Source organism: Vibrio chanodichtyis, assembly GCF_028863985.1.
In the GTDB taxonomy this organism is placed as follows: Bacteria; Pseudomonadota; Gammaproteobacteria; order Enterobacterales; family Vibrionaceae; genus Vibrio; species Vibrio chanodichtyis.
In genome coordinates this window covers 43,045-65,177 of sequence record NZ_JARBFT010000016.1, presented here as the reverse complement: position 1 = coordinate 65,177, position 22,133 = coordinate 43,045, and the positions used below count along the sequence as shown (strand labels likewise).

Sequence of the window (22,133 nt, the reverse complement as noted above, 5' to 3'; positions counted from 1 at the left end):
ATAGGAAGAGAGAAAAATGGTAGAGTCAGGTGATCGGAATAAACCGAAACGAGCGATCGCAATCACCGAAATACGCACCAACCCTCTTCAAATCTCGAATCGCAGCTTCTTTTTTAGCAATCCGCAGGGGCCGATCTGAAGTTATGGTATTGTTGATAATGTCAATATCATCACGTTTCGTATGTGTGAACTCGATAACGCCATAAGGGGTCCTGAACTCTCCCTTGCGTCCTGTTGTCATGATCGTAATTCTATCAATCATCACTTGAGAAATGACACTGTATTCTGAAAGCGCCGATTCTAGAGAGATGTAGTTGTACTCTCCTCGTCGCAAGCATTTGACAATGTATTCAATGGTATAACCGTCCTTATGACGACTGTATGAGAATACATAAACACCGTTGCATACCCGCTCTAGTACTCCAGCTTTCACCAAACGAGGTAAACTTTGCTGGAATGCTGTAAGTGAGTCATCAAAAAATAATCTCCTGAGGTCACTTTTTCGGTAAACGTGTATACCTCGCCTGTCAAATTTATGCAGGCGCTCCAATGCATCCTCAATCTTCACTTCAATGCTCATAAGTAGTCATAAAAAGTAAGTATGACATATATTTTTGTACACTTGTGATTGAAGATAGTAATTGGTGATCGCTAATACCCTTCCTGATCCCTGATTGGTTTTTCCGAGTTAGGATCCTAACTTGGAATTTGTAGTGATGAATGTGGTTGCTATGAGACTAAGGAAATGGCAGTACCAATAGTCAAAAGCTGGTTCCCTATTCTCGGTTAGGATCCTAACTCGGAATCTATGATGATGAATATGGTTCTTTGAGGAGGGGGAATAGCGTCACCAATAGTAAGAATCTGTTCTCTATTCTCGGTTAGGATCCTAACTCGGAATTTATGGGGATGAATATGGTTCTTTGAGGAGGGGGAATAGCGTCACCAATAGTAAGAATCTGTTCTCTATTCTCGGTTAGGATCCTAACTCGGAATTTATGGGGATGAATATGGTTCTTTGAGGAGGGGGAATAGCGTCACCAATAGTAAGAATCTGTTCTCTATTCTCGGTTAGGATCCTAACCGAGAATTCATGGTGATGAATATGTGGTTCTTTGAGGAGAGAAATCGCATCACTAATAGCCCAGAATCTGATCTTTTTCATTTTTAGGTAGAAGTTTAACTAATTATTATTTTTCTAATTTAATAATTAAAAAATCAAACGGTTTTTATTTAATAATTAAATGTTAATGTAATTTTTAAATAGTGATTAAAGGTCCTTTACAAAGAGAATATTACTTGATAAATATAATGGTCATTGAATTTGTCTATATATATCAAGAGGGCTGTCGATATGTCTCAAGTTTTGGTTTATTCTAAACGTAATCGTGAAATGAGTTACCTATCTACAAGAGAAGAACGTAAAACTAAGCTTAATGATTTTAAAGTGGTTTACAATGAAATTTCAGATGAAGAAGCATTACTCAGAGCAAATTCTATTAATTTAGATGACAAGAACAATGTTCCAAAAGTTCGTTTGAAAAGAAAAGATATTAAAGAAAGTAAAGAATGTCGAGTTCCTGGTCTATATGGTTGTAACCGTTATAAGTCAAGAAAAAATGAGACATTCAACGTGTTCTAACGTTGTTCTTTTTTTGCACAACGTTAAAGCCTGTTGAATTATGTTAGGCAAGTGGTGAAAGCCTTGAAAATTCCGTTATTAAAGCGGGTGGCAAGTGAATTTGCCAAGATTGGCAATCAATGTGCCAATGCTGGCGTTGAAAGTGCCAGTAGTGGCAGAAGAATTTCCCCCAAATTTTGATGAATTTATCCGATGAACTTCGTTTTTTAAAGTTCAAGCGTTATAGTAAGTCATAACTTTATAATAGTTATAACAGTTATAATAGTTATAACATGAAAAATTAATAAAATAAAATTTATTTTTTTTATGTGTTAATTTTATTGCCAAGGAAAATTAATAGTAACTTTGTTTTTATTATAGATGAATTAAATTTAGAGTAATGTTTGTTACTCACGGATGTTCATTTATTTTCTAGGTTTTCTTAAGGCAAAGTTACTTTGTCAAAATTATCGACTTAAGTACTCAACTTTAGCGAGATGTAAACATATCTGTAGTATCAACAAGCATCCGTTTTCTGACACCAGACGGGAATGAAGTGTTTGCGGTCTCATAAAGTAGGGATCGGATTTTTATGACACCTAACCGATTGATGATACCAATTGTGATGCCAAAAAGGGGGCTATTGTGGAGAGTATGGGACGGACATTCGCTTATTGTCGTGTATCGACTAGCGAGCAAACAGTGTCAAATCAGATTTTAGCAATTCGGAATGCTGGCTACGATATTCAAGAACACCGAATTGTACATGAAACAGTTTCTGGTAGTGTGCCTGCAACTGAACGACGTGAGTTCAAAATGTTGATTGAGCATAAACTTGAACCAGGGGACAAACTGGTGGTACTAAAGCTTGATCGACTTGGAAGAGATAACATCGATGTTCAGCATACGATCAGTATGCTGTTAGAGAAGGGCGTTACGCCAATATCTCTTGATCTGCCTACCGCTGATCTAAGCTCAGCAGAGGGACGATTGATGCTACAAATGTTCTCAGCATTTGCTGAGTTTGAGCGAAACCGTATTCGAGAGCGGACGCTAGAAGGTCAGGCTAGGGCTAAGTCTGAAGGTAAGCGGATTGGTAGACCAGAAGCACTAACCACTACTCAAAAAGTCCAAGCATGTAGGGCAAGAGGGCTGAGTCAATCCAAAACAGCAAATGCTCTTGGTATCTCCATTCCGACGGTCAAGCGGCATTGGAACAAGCGGCTAACTGAAAGAGTTCAATGAGAACAATGTTCCATGATACTGTTAGGTTGAGTTGAGTTCTGCCAGAAGTAATTACTCGTTAAGAGGTTAACGATATTGCAAGAACCTTGTTCTTGCTTAGAGCAAGGCTACTAAGATATCACGCTGATATTTGATACAAGAACATTGTTCTGACTGGAAAATCGGATAACCTTCCTGCTAGGAAACGACGCTGATAGAAAGGGATGCTTGTGGGCTTATTCATCAATACTCAAAAACTAACGGTAGCAAAAGAGGATCACTTAACTGAGTTCTTCGCTGCGGCGTTAGGGTCTTCAGAAAGTTTCAGTCGAGCATTTGTTAGGTTGATTTTTGGAGACGAAGATAACAGATTGATCTGCAAGGTCGAAACCCAAGTTATCTATCCTGGATGCCGACCAGACATGCGTCTGATATTAAGTGATGGTTCAATTGTTCTTTGTGAAAATAAACTCGATGCTGCCGAAACGATCGGTAATGTTGAGAGTGGCAACCTTTTACAATTGGAGCGATATCTGCAATTGCCTGTGGATCATGTGATTTATATTCGCTCTGAGTTACTGCCGCCTTCATACCAAGTTACGAGCCATCCTAAGTATCTATCGCCGATAGAAAGGCCTCATTATTTGTGGCGTGATATTTACCCTTTGTTATGCGAAGACTCCAATCCAATCGTCAAAGAATTACGAGATGGTTTTAAGAGCATGGGATTTGTTCCTGCTCACCCAGTGATTGGCGATCTGACACGTAATGCGCCAAGAGAACAGAGAGAGAATTTCTCTAAGTTTTGGATGCCGACAACGACTGCGGCCATTCAACAAGGTTGGAAAGTAGCAATTGGAGATGTAGTAGAACGATACTTTTACCATGAAACAGCAGAGCTAGCTCGGGAGGTGTTCGTAAGTCCAATAAACCCTACCCGATTTTTGATTCGTTACACACCGCAAATATCTCAATGTGACGCTCTATTAAGTGCACTAGATACCGTTGAAAGTGAAGCCGAAGCACTAGTAGTGGTAACGAAAAAAACGGTGCCACGAGCGAGTGGATTGGCCACTGTTATAGATGTTGAAACTCCTATGAACAATGTTCTACCAGATCAACTAAAAACAGTGGAACAGATAGAGTCTAAGCTCAAAGGGTATGTATTGCCTTATCTAAGGTTAGCTTTTAAGTAACCCCTTTTTTGATATGATGTTAATAACCATCTCGACAGTGAGATGATATTTACTTGGAACAATGTTCTTATCGCAATCTTAAAATAGTAAAGATTGGCTATTTGAATAATCAATAAAAAACTGTGTAGAAGAACAATGTTCCGAATGATAAGTAGGAGGATCTTCCTTTTAATAAGCTAGGCTTCCAGAGTTAATCATTAAAACTAAAGAGATAATCTTCTAAAAATAGAATTGATTTAAAGTTCTGAGAACAGTATTACAATTAATAATAAAAAGGCCGAGATAAACTCGACCTTCTATCCAACGCTTAACCGCCAGTTGGCGCGGAAGTGTAACCATCTATTAGTAGATAAAATAGTGATACATTTAATTGTATTAAAACTAAATTTTCTTTAAGCCACCAGTGAGGTGGAAGAAATTACTTTTACTTTTAAAGTTTAAGTAATATTAGTCTAAATATATCTTTAAGCCACTTTCTAGATAGAAGCTCTGCTTCTTGCTACGGGATTTAATATATTAGATTGTTTTTTCTTAATCAAGAGTTTTTTCAACTTGACTAAAAAGTTTTTTATGTATAATGAAAAACATTAAAAACTATATTGAATTAAAATTTGTTAGTTGAGTGGTTTTAATTGGTGTGTATGTATCATAAACCTATTTGAACACCTAAGTTTGATACTGCGAGAACATTGTTCTCGCTAGGTTCCTAAAAGATGAAAGTTATTCAATTAAATTAGCGAATAAAAAGTCGTGAGTAGAGGGAGAGTGAAAGATTTAGAGCAGTGAGCAGTGCCTCCTGACATTTTCAAAGTGCAGTAGACTCCGCTAGATCCCCATCCCTGAACGCTCTACCTCTTCATGCAGCTCTTTCCAGTCAGGACAATACTTGGCGACTAGTTTCCAAAAGTTTTTGCTATGGCTTTTTTCTACGGTATGACATAGCTCATGAAGGATTATGTAATCCATCACTTTATTGGAAAACTCCATGCAACGAGGGTGGAACTCCAGAACATTGTTCTCGGTGCAGTTAGCCCAACGTGCATCAAACTTTTTTATGTGGAAAGTTGTGGCTTGCATGCCCGTTTCCTGTTGCCAATAGCGTAAGCGAGAAGCGATTTTTTCTAAGGCTTTCTGTTTGTAGAAACGCTCCAACGCTGGCTTGAATCGCTCACGGCTGACGAAGTGGCCTTCGGGAGAAAGAACTTTAAAACGGCTTTGGTTAAACTTCACTTCTACCGTCGATAACTCTGGCACAGGGATCACTTCACAATAGAAAGAACGACCACGGTAAGGCGCTCGGCTACCTGTGACGATTTCTTCTTTTAACGGTTGATTGACTTCCGCTAAGCGCTCTTTGATCCACCTTGCTCTATACCGAATCAGCTCTCGTTGCTCGTCCTCAGAGGCACTTGGGCCTCTGAGAAGAACAGTCTTCCCTCTTTCTACAGTAACGTAGTGGTGACTGAGTTTTGAGTCGAGCTTAAATTCCCACTCGATTTCAGTTGTACCGTATTGAAAAATTGGCATCAGTTTCTTTCGTCTTTGGTGAAGCAAAGGATCAGTTGTTCAACATAATACTGAAAATTTCAGCAGAGTGCTGACGTGCTACTGTCATATCCCAGCCGCCAAGACCACGTAAAATCGTTCTGATTGTTTTTTTGATCTCATTGTGAATATCAGTCTGTTTTTTCCATATCGGTGACAACATGACTTCAGCGATATCAGGGTGGCTAAAGATGCCTTTAGTCCATGCTAGAGCTTCAGCTTCCTCTACCTGTTTTTCCAAGTAGTTGAACACGGCTCGCTCTGTTGCTGTTCCCAAGCCCATTTCAGATGGCTTGGCATCTTTATCACGAACACGCTGAGCAAAAAGCTCTAGCTGTTCTAGGAATAGAGCTTGTTCAATACGTCCTTCACGTTCATCTTGGATAAGCTTTTCTAGCTCTTCTTCCAAGTCACCAAAGAAGGCAGGATCTTTACCTTTACCCGTCTTAATGGTGTGCTTGAGTTTGTTCTTCATGACCAATGCTGCACTCCCAGCACTTTTTTGCTTGCGGAGTAGATCCATATCCGCAGCATCCAGAATTGAAACTTCACGACCTAGCAAGCTCTTAACTTCACTTGCTTCTATATGCTCGTCGAGCATGTTTTTAAGCAGTTCAGATTCAGATGCGGTGATGCGAACCGTATCAGCACTCTCAGGCATTTTGTTGCGCAGTTGGAGTTTTATCTCATTCAGCACTTTGAAGTAAGGCTGATATTTAGATGCGCGTTCGTCAGGTAACACGATATCTAAGCGGCTATTGAATCCAGCGAGAGCAACGAGGAAGTCTTCAACAATATCTAGACGAGTATCTGGATCTAGGTAGAGATCGGCATCCTCTTTGTAAGGTTCTGGTTGCTTCACGGGATTGTGCTTTTTCGGAAGAATGTCTAACACTTTTGTCAAAGCTGATTGAAGACGTGGTAACTCCGCTTCGACGTCCGTCCATACTTGATCGGGTTGTACGTCACCCCCATAAACTTTCAGCGCTTCATCTAGGTACTCAACCACCCCGAAGTAATCGACAATATAACCCGCTTTCTTACTTTTTCGAGTTCGGTTTACACGAGCAATAGCCTGAAGCAAAGTATGTTCTTTTAGCGGTTTATCCAAATATAGAGTGCTGACAATAGGGGCATCCCAGCCAGTTAACAGCATGTCAGAAACAATGATTAAACCAATGTTGTTAAACTTGGTTTCTTCTTTGGTATTAGCAGACTCATCACCATAAGGCAGCTTAAATTCATCATTCACTAAGCTTGGGATCTTTTCAGACGGTACGGCTATCGGTGTTTGGCCTTGTTTGAGTTCGCGTTTGATACGCTCTTCGATAGTTTCAAGTTTTGAGGTTGAGCCTGATGCATAGTGAGCTTGTTGTTCACTAATACCTGTGCGCTTATCTGTCATACTACCGAGAGAGATAACCACTCGGCTTTCAAAGGTCGGTAGACCTTTGTTTTGACGCTCCTGCATGATTTGGTTTAGTACGTCTTTATAGCGAACAGCCATATCACGCCCGTCACATACCAGCATGGCTTTAAAGCCGCGAGGCTTCACGCTTGATAGAAAATGTTCGACGAGATGGCGAGCATTTTCCTCAATACGACCGATAGCACCACGACGTTTTTTGAGTAACTCTTGCTTTAGCTTTTTCTTACGGGCTAAAGGCTCATTACCAAATTCATCCTCAAAAGCTTGTTTTAGTTTTCCGTCGCTACCCCATTGCGCCATACCTTCAAGATATTTAATAGGCAGTGTTGCGCCATCAGCAACCGCCTCGTCGAGGCGGTAAGTATCGATGTACTCTTTCCCACCGAATGTACCCAGGGTTTCTTTATCGTCTTTAAAGAGCGGGGTGCCAGTAAATGCTATGAACTTCGCATTAGGTAAAGAGGCACGCATGAATGCAGCAAGGAACCCATACTGGCTGCGGTGAGCTTCATCAACCATCACGAAGAAGTTTGGCTTGGTACTCAGAACACGAAAATCAACTTTCTCTTCGCTAACGAGTTCCCATTTAGCTTTTTTAGGGTTGCCATTAGCATCAGTTTGACCGTGAAGAACATTGTTCTCCTTTAAAATCCAGCACTGTTCTTGCCCAGAATCATCCTTCCTCAAAACGCGTCTGACGCGACTTTTAGAGTCTGCAATGGAATCATCATCTTCAGACTCTTTTGCTGCCTGTATCTGCTTACCATCGCTCTCTTGAAACTTTTGAACGGTCGAAGTAAAAATGGCGCCGTAGTCATTGCTTAGCATGGTTTCTAGCCCAGCGACGGAATCTGCTTTAATCGATTCAAGGCCGACATTAGTAAAGGTATTATGGATCTGACGGTCCAGGTCAGTGCGGTCGGTAAGAATCAAAATACTTGGGTTATTGAAACCAGAAATTTCGGCTCGCATTAAACGAGCAAGTAGCGCCATCGTCAGTGATTTACCACTCCCTTGCGTATGCCAAACTACGCCGCCAAGTTCTTGGCCTAATAGCTGTGGGTCTTTACCCTGTAGACGGAGTAGCGTCTTCTCTACTGCACGCCACTGTTGGTAACGTGGCAGCTTCTTGATCATGACGCCTTTTTCAATTTCATACATAGGGTAGAAACAGACTAAACGCACGAAGCGGGAAGGCTCGAATAATGCCCACAGTAGCTTGTCTTGCTCTGTAGGGGGCTTGCCTAATTGATTTTCTAATTCGATAAGAACAATGTTCTCATCAGGCTTTTTCGGATCAAATTTGTAAGTTAGATAGAACTGTTCTGGCGCATAGATCGCGCCATACTTGGCTTGGCTGCGATTAATGGCGGCACAAACCATATTAAAGGCAAAGTGTTGAGTGAATGTGCCTTGGTAGCCATCAATTTGTGCAATGCCTTTGCTGAGCTTAATTGAGCTGTTTTTACACTCAATCAAGCCAAGGGGTAAGCCATTAATGAATAAAAGTAAATCTGGCTTAAAAAGCTCATCGTTGGCATTCTTGCCGACGTACTGATCAACCACATGGAATGAGTTACCCTCGGCACCTGTTTGGTTGATAAAACGGATGCTACGAGGCTGACCATTTTTGTCTTTTTGTTGCAGGTTCGATTGAAACAGAACATTCTTCCAGAACGCATGGTTAGCCAGCATTAAGTCGCTGTTATGTTCAAACCATATGTCTCTAAGCTGTTTAATCGCCTTGCTTGCACCGTTCGGAACCTCGGCCAGCCAAGGGTTAAGGGCGTGTAGTCTGTCAGTTAACACCGACTCTAGAATAACAGGCTCGGTCTTGTGTGTTTGCTCTACATTTCGACCTTTAATGTGCTGATATCCTAGAGTTTTTAACCATTCAATCGCTGGGCGTTCTACCCCGACGAGTTCTGGATTCGATGATTCTGCCTGACCTGACATACCTAAATTCCTTTATTTATTGTTATTCATTTTTTATTGTTCATTTAAATTACGTTTTTTGCTTTTCAGATGCCTTCGCCTGAAGGCATCATGAGGCAATAGCTAAGCGGCTTCAGTTTCCTCAACAGGAACTCGCCATTTACCTGTAAGTAACTTCTGCATCAAGCCTTTTTTGAGTTTTTGGGTCACGACTTTTTGTTCGATTAATAAGTCTATTTTTGAGTCGGTGCATTTGAGTATACGAGAAATTTGCTTTTGCTCTGATATGGATTCAGGGTATAAGCAATCTATTGACTTTAATATCTCTAAGCGTATTCCTGCGACGGTAGAACCTGAACCAAGGCTTTCAATTTTAGAAGCTTGATGCTGTAGCCAATAGAATAAAAATAAATTATCAATAATATTTTTTGGATAAAGCGCTTTCAAGTCTTGATTTATTGCGATCGAACCCTTTGTCATTGCAACTTTACCTAATGCCATCCTCGTTGGGATTACAACAACATCAGGTTCGATTAAATTCGCAGAGCTGTTTTTTAAGCCTTCATTGGTAATCGTATCCATTATGCAATCAGATGATAGCCAAGGCTTTTTGAAATCCTTAACACTTGCCCAGGGTATACTTCCCCCCCAATATTCGGGCTTGGCCTTAGAGGGCGTTCCTCCTCCTACAATTTTTTCCAGAAGAGTACCTAAGTTATCTAACTTCCAACCTACGGGTAGAGTAACGTCTTTTATTGAATGAAATTCTGTATGTGCGTGCCAGTTTCCATTCTCGTCCTGAACACCGACACCTACTGAAAACAGCTTTTGCATTAAGCCTGTTTTCAGCTTTTCGGTTTCTGCAATTTTCTGGTCGATAAGGTCGATTTTCTTATCAACTGTTGAAAGGATTTCCGCTATTTTTTGTTGTTCTTCCTTAAGAGTTGGGTAGCTAAAAGGAATTTTTTTTAATTGTTCAAGGCGAATTCCTTTAACTGTTGATCCCGATCCCAAACTAGCTATTTGCTCTGCATGAAAGATCAGCCACTGAAAAAGATAGCTTTTGCATACTTCTTTGCTCGGAAACAGAGCCTTCAGGTCTTGGTTTATTGCCATCGCCTGAGTTGTTATTGCTACTTTACCTAAAGCCATACGAGTTGGAATAACGATAGTCTGAGCAGGAATTAAGTTGCTCGCACTATTGTTCAGTCCCTCTTCGGATATTTTGTCTGCGGTATCATCAAGCTTTGTTGAAGATAAGTCTTTGACACTCGCCCACGGAATATCTCCGTCCCAATATTGGGGTTTAGCTTTTGATGGAGTGCCACCGCCCACAACTTTTTCTAAGATGTAACCTAATGACTTAGATTTCCATTGTGTTAATGTCATTTTGCAACCTCGACAAGAAGGCTCTTTAGCATTGAATTCAGTTTGATATCCAATTTCTCTAATTGGATATCAATTTTCTCAAGTTGTCTGAGGCTCTCACTTACACATATGATTTCTTCATCTTCTGAAGTGTCAATATAACGACTGATATTGAGATTAAAGTCCTTCTGCTTGATTTCAGCGATATCAACGACACGTAGGTACTTATCAACAGTGACAGTGTCCAGTAGCTCCGAAAGTTTATCCTCCGTTTGCTCTCCCGCATCAACTAAAGTTTGTTTCGCTTTGCTGTACTCAGTTGTGATGCGCTTGATATCTACTTCGCGAAGGTAGTTCATCGCCTTACCTTCACCAAACTCAGCAGATGCATCAACGAAAATAACCTTGTTCTTCAGTGCTGCAGGTTTGTTTTTATTAATGATTAAAACCGCAGCCGCGATGCCAGTGTTGAAGAACAGTTTATCTGGTAAACCGACCACACCTTCAATTAAATCACCTTTGATATTGTCTTGACCAACAAGTAAGCCTTTACGAATATTACCTTCATCTCCCTCACGGAACAGCACACCATGAGGGACTACAACGCCGATGCGACCATCGTCTTTTGTTGAGGCAATCATATGCTGAATAAAGGCAAAGTCTGCTTTCGTCCTAGGTGCAACGCCAAGGCCAAATCGACCATAAGGATCTTTTAGGTCGGAACTGTATTTTACATTTCTTTCTTTACCTTTTTGGTCAACAATTTTCCCGTCGTTTAGCTCTAACGGTTCCCACCATTTATCTTGAGAAAAAGGAGGGTTCGCAATGACTCTATCAAAAGTCATTAAGCCATTTTGGCTTGTTGTATGTCTTGGGTTAACTAACGTATCACCGCGTTGAATATCGCCATCTAGGTTGTGCAGGAACATGTTGAGTTTGGCAATTGCCCATGTTCCTAGGTTCTTCTCCTGACCGTAAAGTTTACAGTTAGGTTTACCCATGATGGTGCCATTCTCGTAGTTTTCTTTAATGTGACGAGCTGACTCAACCAACATACCACCACAACCACAGGTCAAATCGTAAATCTCGTGACCAGGTTGTGGGTCAATCAGCTTAACTATAAGCTCTACCACTTCGTGAGGGGTGTAGAACTCGCCCCCTTTCTTGCCTGCATCATCAGCAAATTTACCAATCAAATACTCGTATGCATCACCAAGTAGGTCGGCTTTGTAGAGGTTTTTATTGCCCAGCTTGTGTTGGTTAAAGTGGCGGAGCAGGCGAGTAAGTAACTCATTGCTGAGCTTCTCTTTATCACCGAACTGAATGGCGGTAAGCACTTTTTCTAGTGATGGGTTTTGATGTTCGATTTCAGCAAAGGCTTCATCGATGTACTCACCAATATTTTCCGTTCTTTCGATCAGCTTATTCCAACGCGCATACACAGGAACGAATTGCTCTGGGTTATCTTCCTGAATGAGCGCCATTGCTTCTTCAGCGCTGCAACCTTCCTCTTCCATCACGGCTTCTACACGTTCGTCAAATACGTCTGAAAGACGTTTTAAGAACAGGAGACCGAAGATATAGTTTTTGAAGTCTGAGCTATCTACGGTGCCACGCATGATGTTTGCGCTGCCCCAAAGCCATGTCTTTAGCTCTTCAAGGCTGATTTTTTCTACTGCGGTATTGGTTGTCATAAGAATCTCTTAAACGTTCACGGCTCGCTCAGAACCTTGGTTTGAGCGAAGAACAAAATTGTGGGCATTATAACGCAACAAGCGTTTATTGAGAGACTTTAGATTCAGTAATTGAGCGCTGTAGTAAGGTTATGATTTGATAGGGGATATTCCCTGCTACCTTCTGAGTGTCGTGGTAGCAGGGCAGTGTTGGCTGTTAAGCTGCGGACTTGGTAGTTTCAGATGGGGCTGAATTAAAGCAAGCATAATTACGAGCGTTTTTATGCAGCTCTACTTTTGCTTTCTTGCTACTGCTGCGGAATGTCCCAACTTCGAAGCCCAATGAGTTTAAGAGTCTTTTAAGGTATGACGTCGCCTTGTTTGGGTTTGCCTCCTGATGAAGAGGTTTGGTAATGTGTAAGCTATCTTTAAAAGCCCAGTTCAATAGCTTTCGGTTAACATAACAGGTTTTTACAATCTGGCGAACCTCATCTTTATGAATCCAAAAGGCGTCACCATCGACAGAAAATCCATACTTTTTCAAAATTCGGTCATAGATGAGATGAGCGATACGATGGTGCTTAGTTTCGATCTCCACTTTGTCACTAGAGCGATTCACGAACGGGAATGAATCAAACACACTTCGATTGGCTAAGAACTTGAAGTGGAAGTGAACGTCATCTTCTGTAACCTTCTTCACTCCGTAATCCCGTTTGATCTGAAACTTAGTTAAAGAAGCGTTATCAGAAGACGTCCTTCTGTCTTTAGCCCATAACCAGGAAGCTTGTTCTTGAGTTAAATCAGGTGAGGATACAATCGCTTGCACTTCTAACTCTTTGTACGCTTTGGCTGCCAGAGTAACACTCTTTTGAGCAAACAGTTGTGCTGTAAAAGAGGATGGGGCCGATGTAGTCATGAAACCGAGTTCTTCCAAAGTTAAATGTAAATGCAAGGCTAAAGGAGCGAAGAAGCGCTTTTTAACGTTGTTGAATGCAATGTTTAACTTGTCGGTTGGTTGAACATGGACTGTTGGTTTGTACGTCGTCTCTTTGGCATGTGGCGTAATGAAATCTTTGTATGCATCAACGGCAAACCAAATTTGTTTTGCTGTACGAAATCGACGTGCGAAATTAATCAGCTCTAACGGTGTCAGTGTCTTATCGCAGAAAACCACAACCTTGTTAGTAAAGTGCGTAGTAATTGAAAAGCCTGAACTTAAGCAAGGAGATGCCATGATTGCTTTATACTTCTTAATCTCTTCGTTTGGATTCTCCAAAAAGGCTTTTTGAGCAGGCATGTCTTTATTGTGAGCGTGGATAATTAAGACACCGTCTTTTAGTGCTTCATCTTCACTATCTAGCTTATTAGTATCTTTATAGCCTAGTGATTGGGTAACCTGACGAAGTGTGACGAGAGAATCAAACAGGAACACTTTATCTTTCTTAGTAAGCCGCTCTTTAAGATAAACGTTAGAGAGGTACTGGTTTTTATCTGTGATCACCGCTTTGATTGAAGAATACGGGTTCTCAGTGCAATCCAAGAGCGTCACTTCGCTTCTTAACTCTTTGATATAACCCAAGCTGATATCTGAAAGATCAGCATCACCCACAATCAATTGTGGGACATTACGAATGGCTTCTGACAAGCTTTCAAAAACTTGTTGCTTTGGCAACTGTTTACTGGGTTCAGAACATACGACAGTCGTCAGTACTTTTTCGAACTCATCAATGATAAGAATATCCGCCTGATTAAGCACAGAGCGAATATGAGATTTCCAAATGCTGTTTACAACAACCCCCATTGCATCCGCCTGTTCTAGCTCGCATAAATCTTGGTTGTAGCTGACTGCGAGATTGTCATTACAGTATTGTTCGACCAGTGCGGTCAGGTAAGACAGATAAACGATCTTCTTGTTTTTGCTTCGAGCCGCCTTCGCTAATGGACCAAATAGATGCTTGGTCTTCCCTGTGCCTGTTGCCGCTCTTACTGCAAGAGTTTTGCTGTCGTTAATAAGCTGTGAGCACAGCGGAGAGCGCAATGAATCAACGGTGATGGTCTTAGTTTGAAGAGTTGGAGACATGAATTTTCGCACTCTATTGCGATTCTGTTCGAGTTGCTCATCAAGTGCTGCTCTCAATAACTCAATACTCTGAACGCCCTGTAAATCAGACAGAAAGGTGTTAACACATGCCTCGGTTGTGCTGTTTGTCAGAGGAACAGTACGAATCAATTGCTTGGAAAGCCACTGCGATGTCTCTTTGCACGGTGATAGAGAGTTGCAAAGGGTTAGATAAGTCACAGTGCTTCGAAAGTTCTCTAGGCTGTAGTAAATCCCTGTCGCGCTATCTAACATCGGAACACGACTTCCACAGTAGTTGCTTTTCATCAATCTAGCCGTTTGAGTCGGGAACAGCTTTGAATCGGCGACTAATGTAATCGTATAGCCAGCATCTAGATAATATCGGACGACATCCATCGCATTGCTTCTGTCGTTGCGTAGAGCAACGACTCGATCATCATTCGATCGATGCTGAAGACTCGGATCGAGCAGAATGAAAACCGACTTAGTTTTTGAGGTTTGAAGTAGGGTGTGTTCTGTAGCTTGAGATTGCGCGATGACGTTCATTTATTCTAATTCCTGCTTGAACGTAAAAGTGCAAAATTTCTAGATAATATATATAACTAAAAAATTCTGCACTTTTACCAGCATGCTAAAGCATGCAGTAAACGATTGATTTATTTGTGCTTAGTGAGATTTTTTAGTTATGCGGCTAGTGCATAGAGACTGTTGTCGAAAAGAGACTGTCTTTGCTCAACAAGATGAGAAACGGTTTGCTGTAGATCTTTGCCTAGTGCCATGGCTGCGATAATTGCATCGACCTCATGAGACAAGAAACCAACAGAGTTTGCGCCTAAAGGAATTGACGGTGGGAAAGTTCCATCATTGATTTTGCGATGGAGAGTCGCTCTTGAGAAGGGTACGCGTTGTAGAACGTCAGATTTACGTACGATTTTTAGAAGAGGAGTTGTATTTACAGACATAACGATAACCTACATTAATTCATGTCTAGTACTAACTTTATATTCCAATACTTACACTGATCCACGGAAGTTTATTATCAGTGAAGGAACACCTAGATGGGACTGAAGCCTATTGGGTTACAGACTCATTCCTTAACAATTAAAGGAAGGTATTCGTATGTAATGGAATAGTGAAGACTTCAAAAAAAGGCTCCGAAAGTTAAGTTAATACCAAAACAATAAACAAATAGTTAAACCGAAGTTTAACGGGAATAAGTTACGTCGCCGCTTAGCGGACTTTAAATGTCTGTTTCCTATGTAAAAATTAAATATTTAGACGCGATTTAAAATAATGTGGGTGATTCTCATCGTCAATACAAAATCACCCAAATTTCGTCTATAGTGTGACCCATGTCACTTATTTTGATGGTTTTGCAATAGTGTTAGCAGTTTTAGAAGCATCGAGTATGAAGTTGCTCCACCATTCCATGATCTTGCGGCGTTCTTCCAAGTATTCAGCATTGTTGTAGATGTCACGAATTGTGTTCTTGTCTACGTGTGCTAAACACAGCTCAATAGCATCTTTGTTGAAGCCCTGTTCGTTGAGCGCTGTACTGCCAATGGAACGCATACCGTGACTTACTAGCTTTCCCTTCATTCCAGCACGTTTTAGTGCGGCGTTGACGCTCTGGCTGTTCATGTGCTGATCAACTGATGTTGAACTAGGGAATACATAGCGTTGTCCGTATGAGATGGGCTTCATAAAGTTTAAAAGTTGAATCGAAGCGTCTGAAAGAGGGATTTTGTGATCGCGTTTCATTTTCATTTTATCTTTGCTAATGACCCAAAGTTTGTTTTCGAAATCAATTTCACTCCATTCAGCGGCAGCACACTCAACAGGACGGGTCAGGGTGTGGAGTTGGAATTCAAAAGCGCAGCGGGTGGCAAGCTTGATATTGGCTAACGACATCGCTTGCATAAGAGTATGAAGTTCGTCTGGGCTGATAGTACTCATGTGATCAGCTTTCGACTTTTTAAATGCATGCTTTATCCCGAATAGTGGGTTGGACTGAATCTTTCCGCAATTCACCGCGTAGTTCATCACTTCATTTATTCGCTGACATACTCGTTTCACTGTCTCTAATGCGCCCTTTGCTTCCACGGGACGTAAGACTTGAATCACTATTGGGGCAGTTAATTCACTTATCGGCATGTTACCGAGGTTAGGAAAGATATGTAGCTCCAGAGAGCGCCAGATATCGCTGGCATAGTCTTCGGAAACGTCATGCTTTTTTACTTCAAACCATTCTTCGGCAACAGATTTAAGAGTTGATGACTGAGCTATCTGTGCGGTGATGAGTTGGTTATCTCTGTGGGTTTTTGGATCAATGCCTTCAGCGACTTGCTGGCGCATCTCTCTTGTTTTTTCTCTCGCGGACGCGAGAGTGATGTCAGGAAATGCACCAAGACTGATGTTCTTACGTTTTTTAGTAGTTGGATGGATATAGTTGAAAATCCAAAGTTTTGCGCCATTGGGCTTTACACGTAAGTACAGACCATAGCCATCGGCAAGCGAATATTCTTTCTCTAAGGGCTTAGCTTTGGTTACTTGAGTTGGTGATAAGGGCTTGATTTGCTTAGCCATTTTAATATTTCCTTTCTGATGTAACACCAATTTGTGTTGTTATTGGTTAGTGTTACGCAGAATGTTACTAAATGACTGAGATTAAGTGAATCTCGATGAGACGCCCTGAACCACTTAAAGCTAGATAGGACAAGGGTTTAGAAAAGAAAACGGGACGTCCTGAGACGTCCCGTTACTAGTGATTGGTGGAGCTGGCGGGAGTTGAACCCGCGTCCGAAAATCATTCATCTTTGGTACTACATGCTTAGTCGATCTTTAATTTCACCAACGCCTGCGAACCGACACGCTAACGAATGGCTAACCTGAATTAGGTCTTACGCTTCATCCCTCAGGTGGGGGAATCCACGCCAGCTTGATTTGGTTTGACCTTCCTGATTTCCCCGTCTTACAAGCGGAAGCTAGGGAGGAAGGGCTCTGAGCAGGGTATTAAGCTGCTAGTGCGTAGTTTTCGTCGTTTGCGACTATTTTTTTGCGGTTTGTTAACGAGGCCTACCGCACCTCGGCATGCACCTCAGACTGCAAAATTCCCGTCGAATCCTGAATCAGCCCCAGAGGTAACGGGTGCATAGTACCAGAATCAATGCTTCTGTCTAGCTCCCATTGTTTAAGTGGTGATTATTAGCGCAATGCGCTTTTCATCACTCGATCTTTTTGGCGTTGCCACTCTTTTTCTTTCAGATCTTCACGTTTATCGTGCAGTTTTTTACCTTTCGCGACGCCAATTTTGATTTTGACCCACGAACGAGACCAGTAGAGTGACAATGCGCTAAGCGTCATGCCTTCACGATTGATACGACCAAACAGGTTGTCGAGTTCGCGGCGTGAAAGTAGCAGCTTGCGGATACGGGTTGGGTTGGCGATCACGTGAGTTGAGGCTTGCTGCAACGGCGTGATGGTCATACCTGAAATAAACGCTTGGCCATCTTTGATGTAAACGTAGCTTTCGGCAATGTTGGCTTTACCTTGGCGAAGTGATTTTACTTCCCAGCCTTGCAGCTCCATGCCGGCTTCAAATTCATCTTCGATGAAGTATTCGTGGCGAGCTTTTTTGTTCAGCGCGATAGTGTTGCTACCCGCTTTGGTATTGGATTTTTTTTTCGTCATAGTGGGCGCATTATACGGATTGGTCGGCGGTTAGGAAACGCTTTTGTTTGCCGTAGCATACGGCTATCTGGGCGTTGACTCAAGCCTCCCAATCACAGAGTTTCTATGTCATAGAGCAGTATTTTTATCGTTGTGCGATAACTTTAAACCGTTTGTACTGTCATCGAGGATGGCTTGAGGTGCTAGGGGGATGAAAGTACAATCCATTTTCGCAAGCAGTCTGAGTCGTGGTAAGGAGTAAAAATGAAACAAGTCAGTCGTTCTGCCTTGGTTGCGTTTAGTGCAGAGCAGATGTTTCATTTGGTCAATGATGTGGCTCGCTATCCGGAGTTTTTGCCGGGGTGCTCTGGCTCTCGTGTATTAGAGCAGAGCGAGAGTCATATGTTGGCATCGGTGGATGTCGCCAAAGCGGGGATTGGCAAAACGTTTACAACCGCCAATCAATTAACCCCAGGTGCTGCGATTGTAATGAGTCTGGTGAATGGGCCATTTAAAACTTTGCGTGGCGGGTGGTTTTTTACCCCTTTAGATGAAGCCGCTTGTAAGGTGGAACTGCGCTTAGAGTTTGAATTTTCCAGCAAGATGATTGAGCTGGCATTTGGCAAAATTTTTAACGAATTGACCAGCAATATGGTGAATGCATTTACCCGTCGAGCCAAACAGGTGTATGGAGAGTGATGATGAGCAGTGAAAGGCTACAGGTTGAGGTGGTGTATGCACTACCGCATGAGCAACATGTTGTTAAGTTAGATGTTGAGCCATCGGCAACGGTTGAGGAGATTATTCAGCATTCTGGTGTGTTATTGAAATACCCTGAAATTGATTTGGCAGTCAATAAAGTGGGCATTTTTAGTCGTAATGTGAAGTTAGACGCTCAGGTTCGCGATAAAGATCGGATTGAGATTTATCGTCCGTTGTTGACTGACCCGAAAGAGATCCGTCGTAAACGCGCGGAACAAGCTAAGCAGGCGGCGGGGCAAACAATACAAAAATAAAAGGCGGTTCAAAGCCTTTTATTTCTGATCCTGCCTAATGTTATTGCGTAGCAAGTTGTCCGCACATCATGTTGCGGAAAGTCTTAATTGACGCCTTCGAAGAAGGCTTTACCGGTCGGGAAGTCACCTGTCACGTTAACCAGTTTGCCATCATCAAATTTTACGATCAGGTTTTTCTGCACCGAATCATTATGGCCTGGAGTGTGGTGATAAATGTAGTACCAGGTATCTGGGTAGCTATTTTCAATCAGCATTGGCGAACCGAGTACAAAACGTACTTGTTCTTTACTCATACCAAATTTAAGTTGTTGCACCGACTGTTGATCGACGTAGTTACCCTGATTGATATCGATTCGATACACCAAGCGCTCTAATAAAGAGCAGCCGGATAAGGCGGTCACGGCAAGAGGAAGGGCGATAAACCACTTAGTAAACTGCATTGTTAAAACTCTCTGTCCCACAGGGCTAAAAACTTGGCTGATAATAAACAAGCTCAGCGCAGATGTAAAAACCTCGATCGCACTCTGAGCTTATTCAGACTATGAATTTTGAGTTTGGTTGCAAAGCTGAACAAAAAGTCCGGCGATAAGTGGTGCCATTAGGCCGCGATCAGTAACTCCTTGGCATTCGCCAGAGTTGATTCGGTGATTTGACTGCCACCAAGTAGGCGTGCGAGTTCTGCAATCCGTTGCTCGTGATCCAATTTGAGCATTTGCGTTTCAGTTTTGCCCGCTTTGGTTTGTTTGGCGACAAACAGTTGGTGGTGGCCACACCCTGCTACTTGCGGTAAGTGGGTTACACACAGTACTTGGGTTGATTCGCCGAGTTTGCGCAGCATTTTGCCCACCACGGCGGCGGTGGGGCCGGAAATGCCAACATCGACCTCATCGAAAATTAGGCTTGGTGTTTCTACTTTTTGCGCGGTGATCACTTGAATGGCCAGTGACATGCGTGACAGTTCGCCACCGGAGGCAACTTTAGCGATCGCTTGTAGTGGTTGTCCTGGGTTGGTGGAGACTAAGAAGGTCACTGCGTCAAAACCTAATGGTGAAGAGTGGGCATTATCTTGCTGCACTTCAATTTTGAACTGTGCTTGCTCCATACTCAATTCATGCATGCTACGACTAATCAACTTATCCAGCTCTTTTGCGTAGCGAGTGCGTGATTTATGCAGTTTGTCTGCTGCGGTAATAAACGTTTGGTATAGTGCATCGACTTCGCTGATCAGCGCCGCCATTTTTTCATCCGAACAATCGAGTCGAGCAATTTGTTGCAGCAACGCTTGATGATGTTGATACAGCTCTTCTGGTAGCACATGATGCTTACGTGCTAGTGACATTACTTTGGAATAGCGCGCTTCGATATAGGCCATCTGTTCGGGATCGACCTCAATCCCATCCAAATAGTGGCGCAGTTCATGGTAGGTCTCTTCGAGTTGGATCTGCGCTTCTGCCAGCATGGCAGGTAGGCCACTGAGCTTGCTGTCCATATCGGCCAAATCGGTCAATGTTTGGCTCACGGTTTGCAGTAAACTTAAGGCATTGATTTCTTCACCTTCATTTAATAACTCAATCGCGCGTTGGCAATTGAGTGCCAGATCGCCACTATTGGTCAGCCGTTTATGCTCTTGCTCTAGCTCAATAAATTCTTGTTCGCCAAGTGCTAACTCGTTGAGTTCTTTAATTTGGTATTCTAAAAGCTGCAATTGAGCTTGATTTTGCTGGCTGTTTTCGCGCAATTGCTTGAGCTGGTTGTTGGCCTGCCGCCAATTTTGGTAGGTGTGGCGCGTGGTTTTGAGTAAATCCGCATGGCCTGCGTATTGGTCGAGCATAGTGAGTTGGTATTCGGGCTTCATCAGTTGCTGATGTGCGTGCTGACCATGCACATTAATCAGCAATTGTCCGAGTGTTTTGAGTTGTGATAATGGCACCGGGCTGCCATTGATAAAGGCTTTTGAGCGGCCATCTTTACTAATGATGCGGCGTAGAATGCACTCTTTGCCTTCTAATAATTCATTATCTTCTAGCCAGCGACTGGCAAGCAGGTTGTTATCGAGATGAAAAGCAGCACAGACTTCGGTTTTATCTTCACCTTGGCGCACCATGCTGGCTTCAGCGCGTCCTCCTAGGCATAAACCTAGCGCATCAATCGCAATCGATTTGCCTGCGCCGGTTTCACCGGTAATGGTGGTCATTCCTTTGGATAGTTCAAGTTGTAGCGATTTAACAATCGCGAAGTTATTGATACTCAAGTGAGCCAGCATGTTTGCACCTGTATGATTAACCAATACTGTATAAAGAAACAGTTTATACTGTTTCTTTATACAGTAAAGTCACGCGGGTGAATTTTTTTATCGATTGTTACTATCCTGTGAGCAATATCAAAACAGCTTACTCGACCAGCCGAGTTTAGTGCGCAGCACATGGTAGTAGCTGTAGTCTTCAGGATGGATCAGTTTGAGTAGATTGGGACTTTGATAAATATGAATTTCATCGCCGGGAGAAACCGGAAGGGACACTTGCCCATCACAACTGACTTCTTGGATACCGCGGTTTTCCGGTGACACCACCAGTTTAATTCGGCGATTGCCATCAACCACCAAAGGGCGGCAGGAAAGGGTATGGGGAAACATTGGCACCAGTGTGATGGCATTCAGGCTTGGGGACAGGATCGGGCCACCACCGGAAAGCGAATAAGCGGTCGATCCGGTTGGCGTCGACACAATTAAACCATCGGAGCGCTGTGAAAAAGCGAAGTTATCATCAATATAAACTTCAAATTCAATCATATGTGCGATTTTGCCTGGATGTAATACCGCTTCATTTAAGGCGGCATTATGGCTTTTGATTTGGCCATGGCGATGGATCTCCGCTTCTAACAAAAAGCGGGTTTCTTGCCAATAATGACCATCAAGCACTTGCTGTAGGCGGCGTTGAAAATCTTCCGGATTGAGATCGGTTAAAAAGCCTAAATTACCGCGGTTGACGCCAATCACGGCGATATCAAAACGGGATAATACCCGCGCAGCACCGAGCATGTTGCCATCACCACCGACCACGATGGCGAGATCCGCCTGCTGACCAAGCGCAATTAAGCTCGCAAAATGTTCTGCCGGCAAATCGGGCAAAATTTCCTGTAAACGGTCATCAATCAACACGGTATAACCGAGCGCGGTCAGCCAGTGATAAATGTCTTTATGCGTTTGAATTGCTTGTTGATCACGCGGTTTGCCGATGATGGCCAGCACGTTGAATGGCTTTTTCATAAGGTTTCCAACCGATTTAGGCTTGAATCAGAATTCATCGTCCCCATAATAAGGGCAAGTTGTGCTTTTATGCGAATTTTTGTGCTAGGCAATCCGGGCAGAGACAATGCCT

The 22,133-nt window shown here is 42.5% G+C and carries 17 protein-coding genes and 1 other RNA gene; 5 read left to right on the top strand and 13 right to left on the bottom strand.

The window, feature by feature from the left end; translation table 11 throughout:
- Positions 1 to 25: 25 nt before the first annotated feature.
- The gene (abiEi, locus tag PUN32_RS12740; RefSeq protein ID WP_274723555.1) at positions 26 to 580 is read right to left on the bottom strand and encodes a type IV toxin-antitoxin system AbiEi family antitoxin; all 555 of its coding nucleotides are present in this window, start codon (positions 578 to 580) and stop codon (positions 26 to 28) included.
- Between the two features lie 774 nt (positions 581 to 1,354).
- Between abiEi and PUN32_RS12735 the strand changes: the two genes are divergently transcribed.
- The 3 genes from PUN32_RS12735 (at position 1,355) to PUN32_RS12725 (ending at position 4,041) form a co-directional block, all read left to right on the top strand.
- Positions 1,355 to 1,642, top strand: coding sequence for a hypothetical protein (locus PUN32_RS12735; RefSeq protein WP_025795015.1), 288 nt, complete (start codon positions 1,355 to 1,357; stop codon positions 1,640 to 1,642).
- A 633-nt stretch (positions 1,643 to 2,275) separates the two neighbouring features.
- On the top strand, positions 2,276 to 2,866 hold the full coding sequence (locus PUN32_RS12730) for a recombinase family protein (RefSeq protein WP_000533796.1): 591 nt from the start codon (positions 2,276 to 2,278) through the stop codon (positions 2,864 to 2,866).
- 203 nt (positions 2,867 to 3,069) lie between these two features.
- Positions 3,070 to 4,041 (top strand): hypothetical protein, encoded by a 972-nt coding sequence (locus tag PUN32_RS12725; RefSeq protein WP_274723554.1) that lies wholly within the window; start codon positions 3,070 to 3,072, stop codon positions 4,039 to 4,041.
- An 825-nt stretch (positions 4,042 to 4,866) separates the two neighbouring features.
- On the opposite strand, the gene PUN32_RS12720 is transcribed toward PUN32_RS12725, so the two are convergent.
- The 9 genes from PUN32_RS12720 to smpB all read right to left on the bottom strand — a co-directional run bounded on the left by PUN32_RS12720 (position 4,867) and on the right by smpB (position 17,761).
- Entirely contained in the window at positions 4,867 to 5,568 is a 702-nt protein-coding gene (locus PUN32_RS12720; protein ID WP_274723553.1) for a M48 family metallopeptidase, read from the bottom strand.
- A gap of 31 nt (positions 5,569 to 5,599) precedes the next feature.
- Entirely contained in the window at positions 5,600 to 8,971 is a 3,372-nt protein-coding gene (locus tag PUN32_RS12715; protein WP_267762916.1) for a type I restriction endonuclease subunit R, read from the bottom strand.
- Between the two features lie 102 nt (positions 8,972 to 9,073).
- Positions 9,074 to 10,339 (bottom strand): restriction endonuclease subunit S, encoded by a 1,266-nt coding sequence (locus PUN32_RS12710; RefSeq protein WP_274723552.1) that lies wholly within the window; start codon positions 10,337 to 10,339, stop codon positions 9,074 to 9,076.
- Entirely contained in the window at positions 10,336 to 12,012 is a 1,677-nt protein-coding gene (locus PUN32_RS12705) for a type I restriction-modification system subunit M (RefSeq protein ID WP_267762912.1), read from the bottom strand. Before PUN32_RS12705 ends, PUN32_RS12710 begins: the two co-directional genes overlap by 4 nt.
- Positions 12,013 to 12,208: 196 nt before the next feature.
- Positions 12,209 to 14,617 (bottom strand): hypothetical protein, encoded by a 2,409-nt coding sequence (locus PUN32_RS12700; RefSeq protein WP_274723551.1) that lies wholly within the window; start codon positions 14,615 to 14,617, stop codon positions 12,209 to 12,211.
- 137 nt (positions 14,618 to 14,754) lie between these two features.
- Positions 14,755 to 15,033 (bottom strand): helix-turn-helix transcriptional regulator, encoded by a 279-nt coding sequence (locus tag PUN32_RS12695; protein WP_000115789.1) that lies wholly within the window; start codon positions 15,031 to 15,033, stop codon positions 14,755 to 14,757.
- Positions 15,034 to 15,430: 397 nt separating this feature from the next.
- Positions 15,431 to 16,657, bottom strand: a complete 1,227-nt coding sequence (locus PUN32_RS12690) for an integrase domain-containing protein (protein WP_148522964.1) — start codon at positions 16,655 to 16,657, stop codon at positions 15,431 to 15,433.
- 183 nt (positions 16,658 to 16,840) lie between these two features.
- Positions 16,841 to 17,207: a transfer-messenger RNA gene (gene ssrA, locus PUN32_RS12685) on the bottom strand.
- A 68-nt stretch (positions 17,208 to 17,275) separates the two neighbouring features.
- Entirely contained in the window at positions 17,276 to 17,761 is a 486-nt protein-coding gene (gene smpB, locus PUN32_RS12680; protein ID WP_274723550.1) for an SsrA-binding protein SmpB, read from the bottom strand.
- Between the two features lie 243 nt (positions 17,762 to 18,004).
- On the opposite strand from smpB, the gene PUN32_RS12675 reads away from it, so the two are divergent.
- Complete coding sequence (locus PUN32_RS12675) at positions 18,005 to 18,439, top strand: type II toxin-antitoxin system RatA family toxin (RefSeq protein ID WP_274723549.1); 435 nt, start codon at positions 18,005 to 18,007, stop codon at positions 18,437 to 18,439.
- 2 nt (positions 18,440 to 18,441) lie between these two features.
- Positions 18,442 to 18,756, top strand: coding sequence for an RnfH family protein (locus tag PUN32_RS12670; protein WP_274723548.1), 315 nt, complete (start codon positions 18,442 to 18,444; stop codon positions 18,754 to 18,756).
- 83 nt (positions 18,757 to 18,839) lie between these two features.
- Here PUN32_RS12670 and bamE read toward each other — a convergent pair whose 3' ends face one another.
- From bamE to nadK, 3 genes are all read right to left on the bottom strand, one after another.
- The gene (gene bamE, locus PUN32_RS12665; protein WP_274723547.1) at positions 18,840 to 19,196 is read right to left on the bottom strand and encodes an outer membrane protein assembly factor BamE; all 357 of its coding nucleotides are present in this window, start codon (positions 19,194 to 19,196) and stop codon (positions 18,840 to 18,842) included.
- A 158-nt stretch (positions 19,197 to 19,354) separates the two neighbouring features.
- Positions 19,355 to 21,019 carry a DNA repair protein RecN gene (recN, locus tag PUN32_RS12660; protein ID WP_274723546.1) on the bottom strand — a complete coding sequence of 555 codons (1,665 nt, stop codon included), beginning with the start codon at positions 21,017 to 21,019 and terminating at the stop codon, positions 19,355 to 19,357.
- Positions 21,020 to 21,136: 117 nt separating this feature from the next.
- A complete protein-coding gene (nadK, locus tag PUN32_RS12655; RefSeq protein WP_166014529.1) occupies positions 21,137 to 22,021 on the bottom strand; it encodes an NAD(+) kinase in 885 nt (294 codons plus the stop codon).
- Positions 22,022 to 22,133 lie beyond the last annotated feature (112 nt).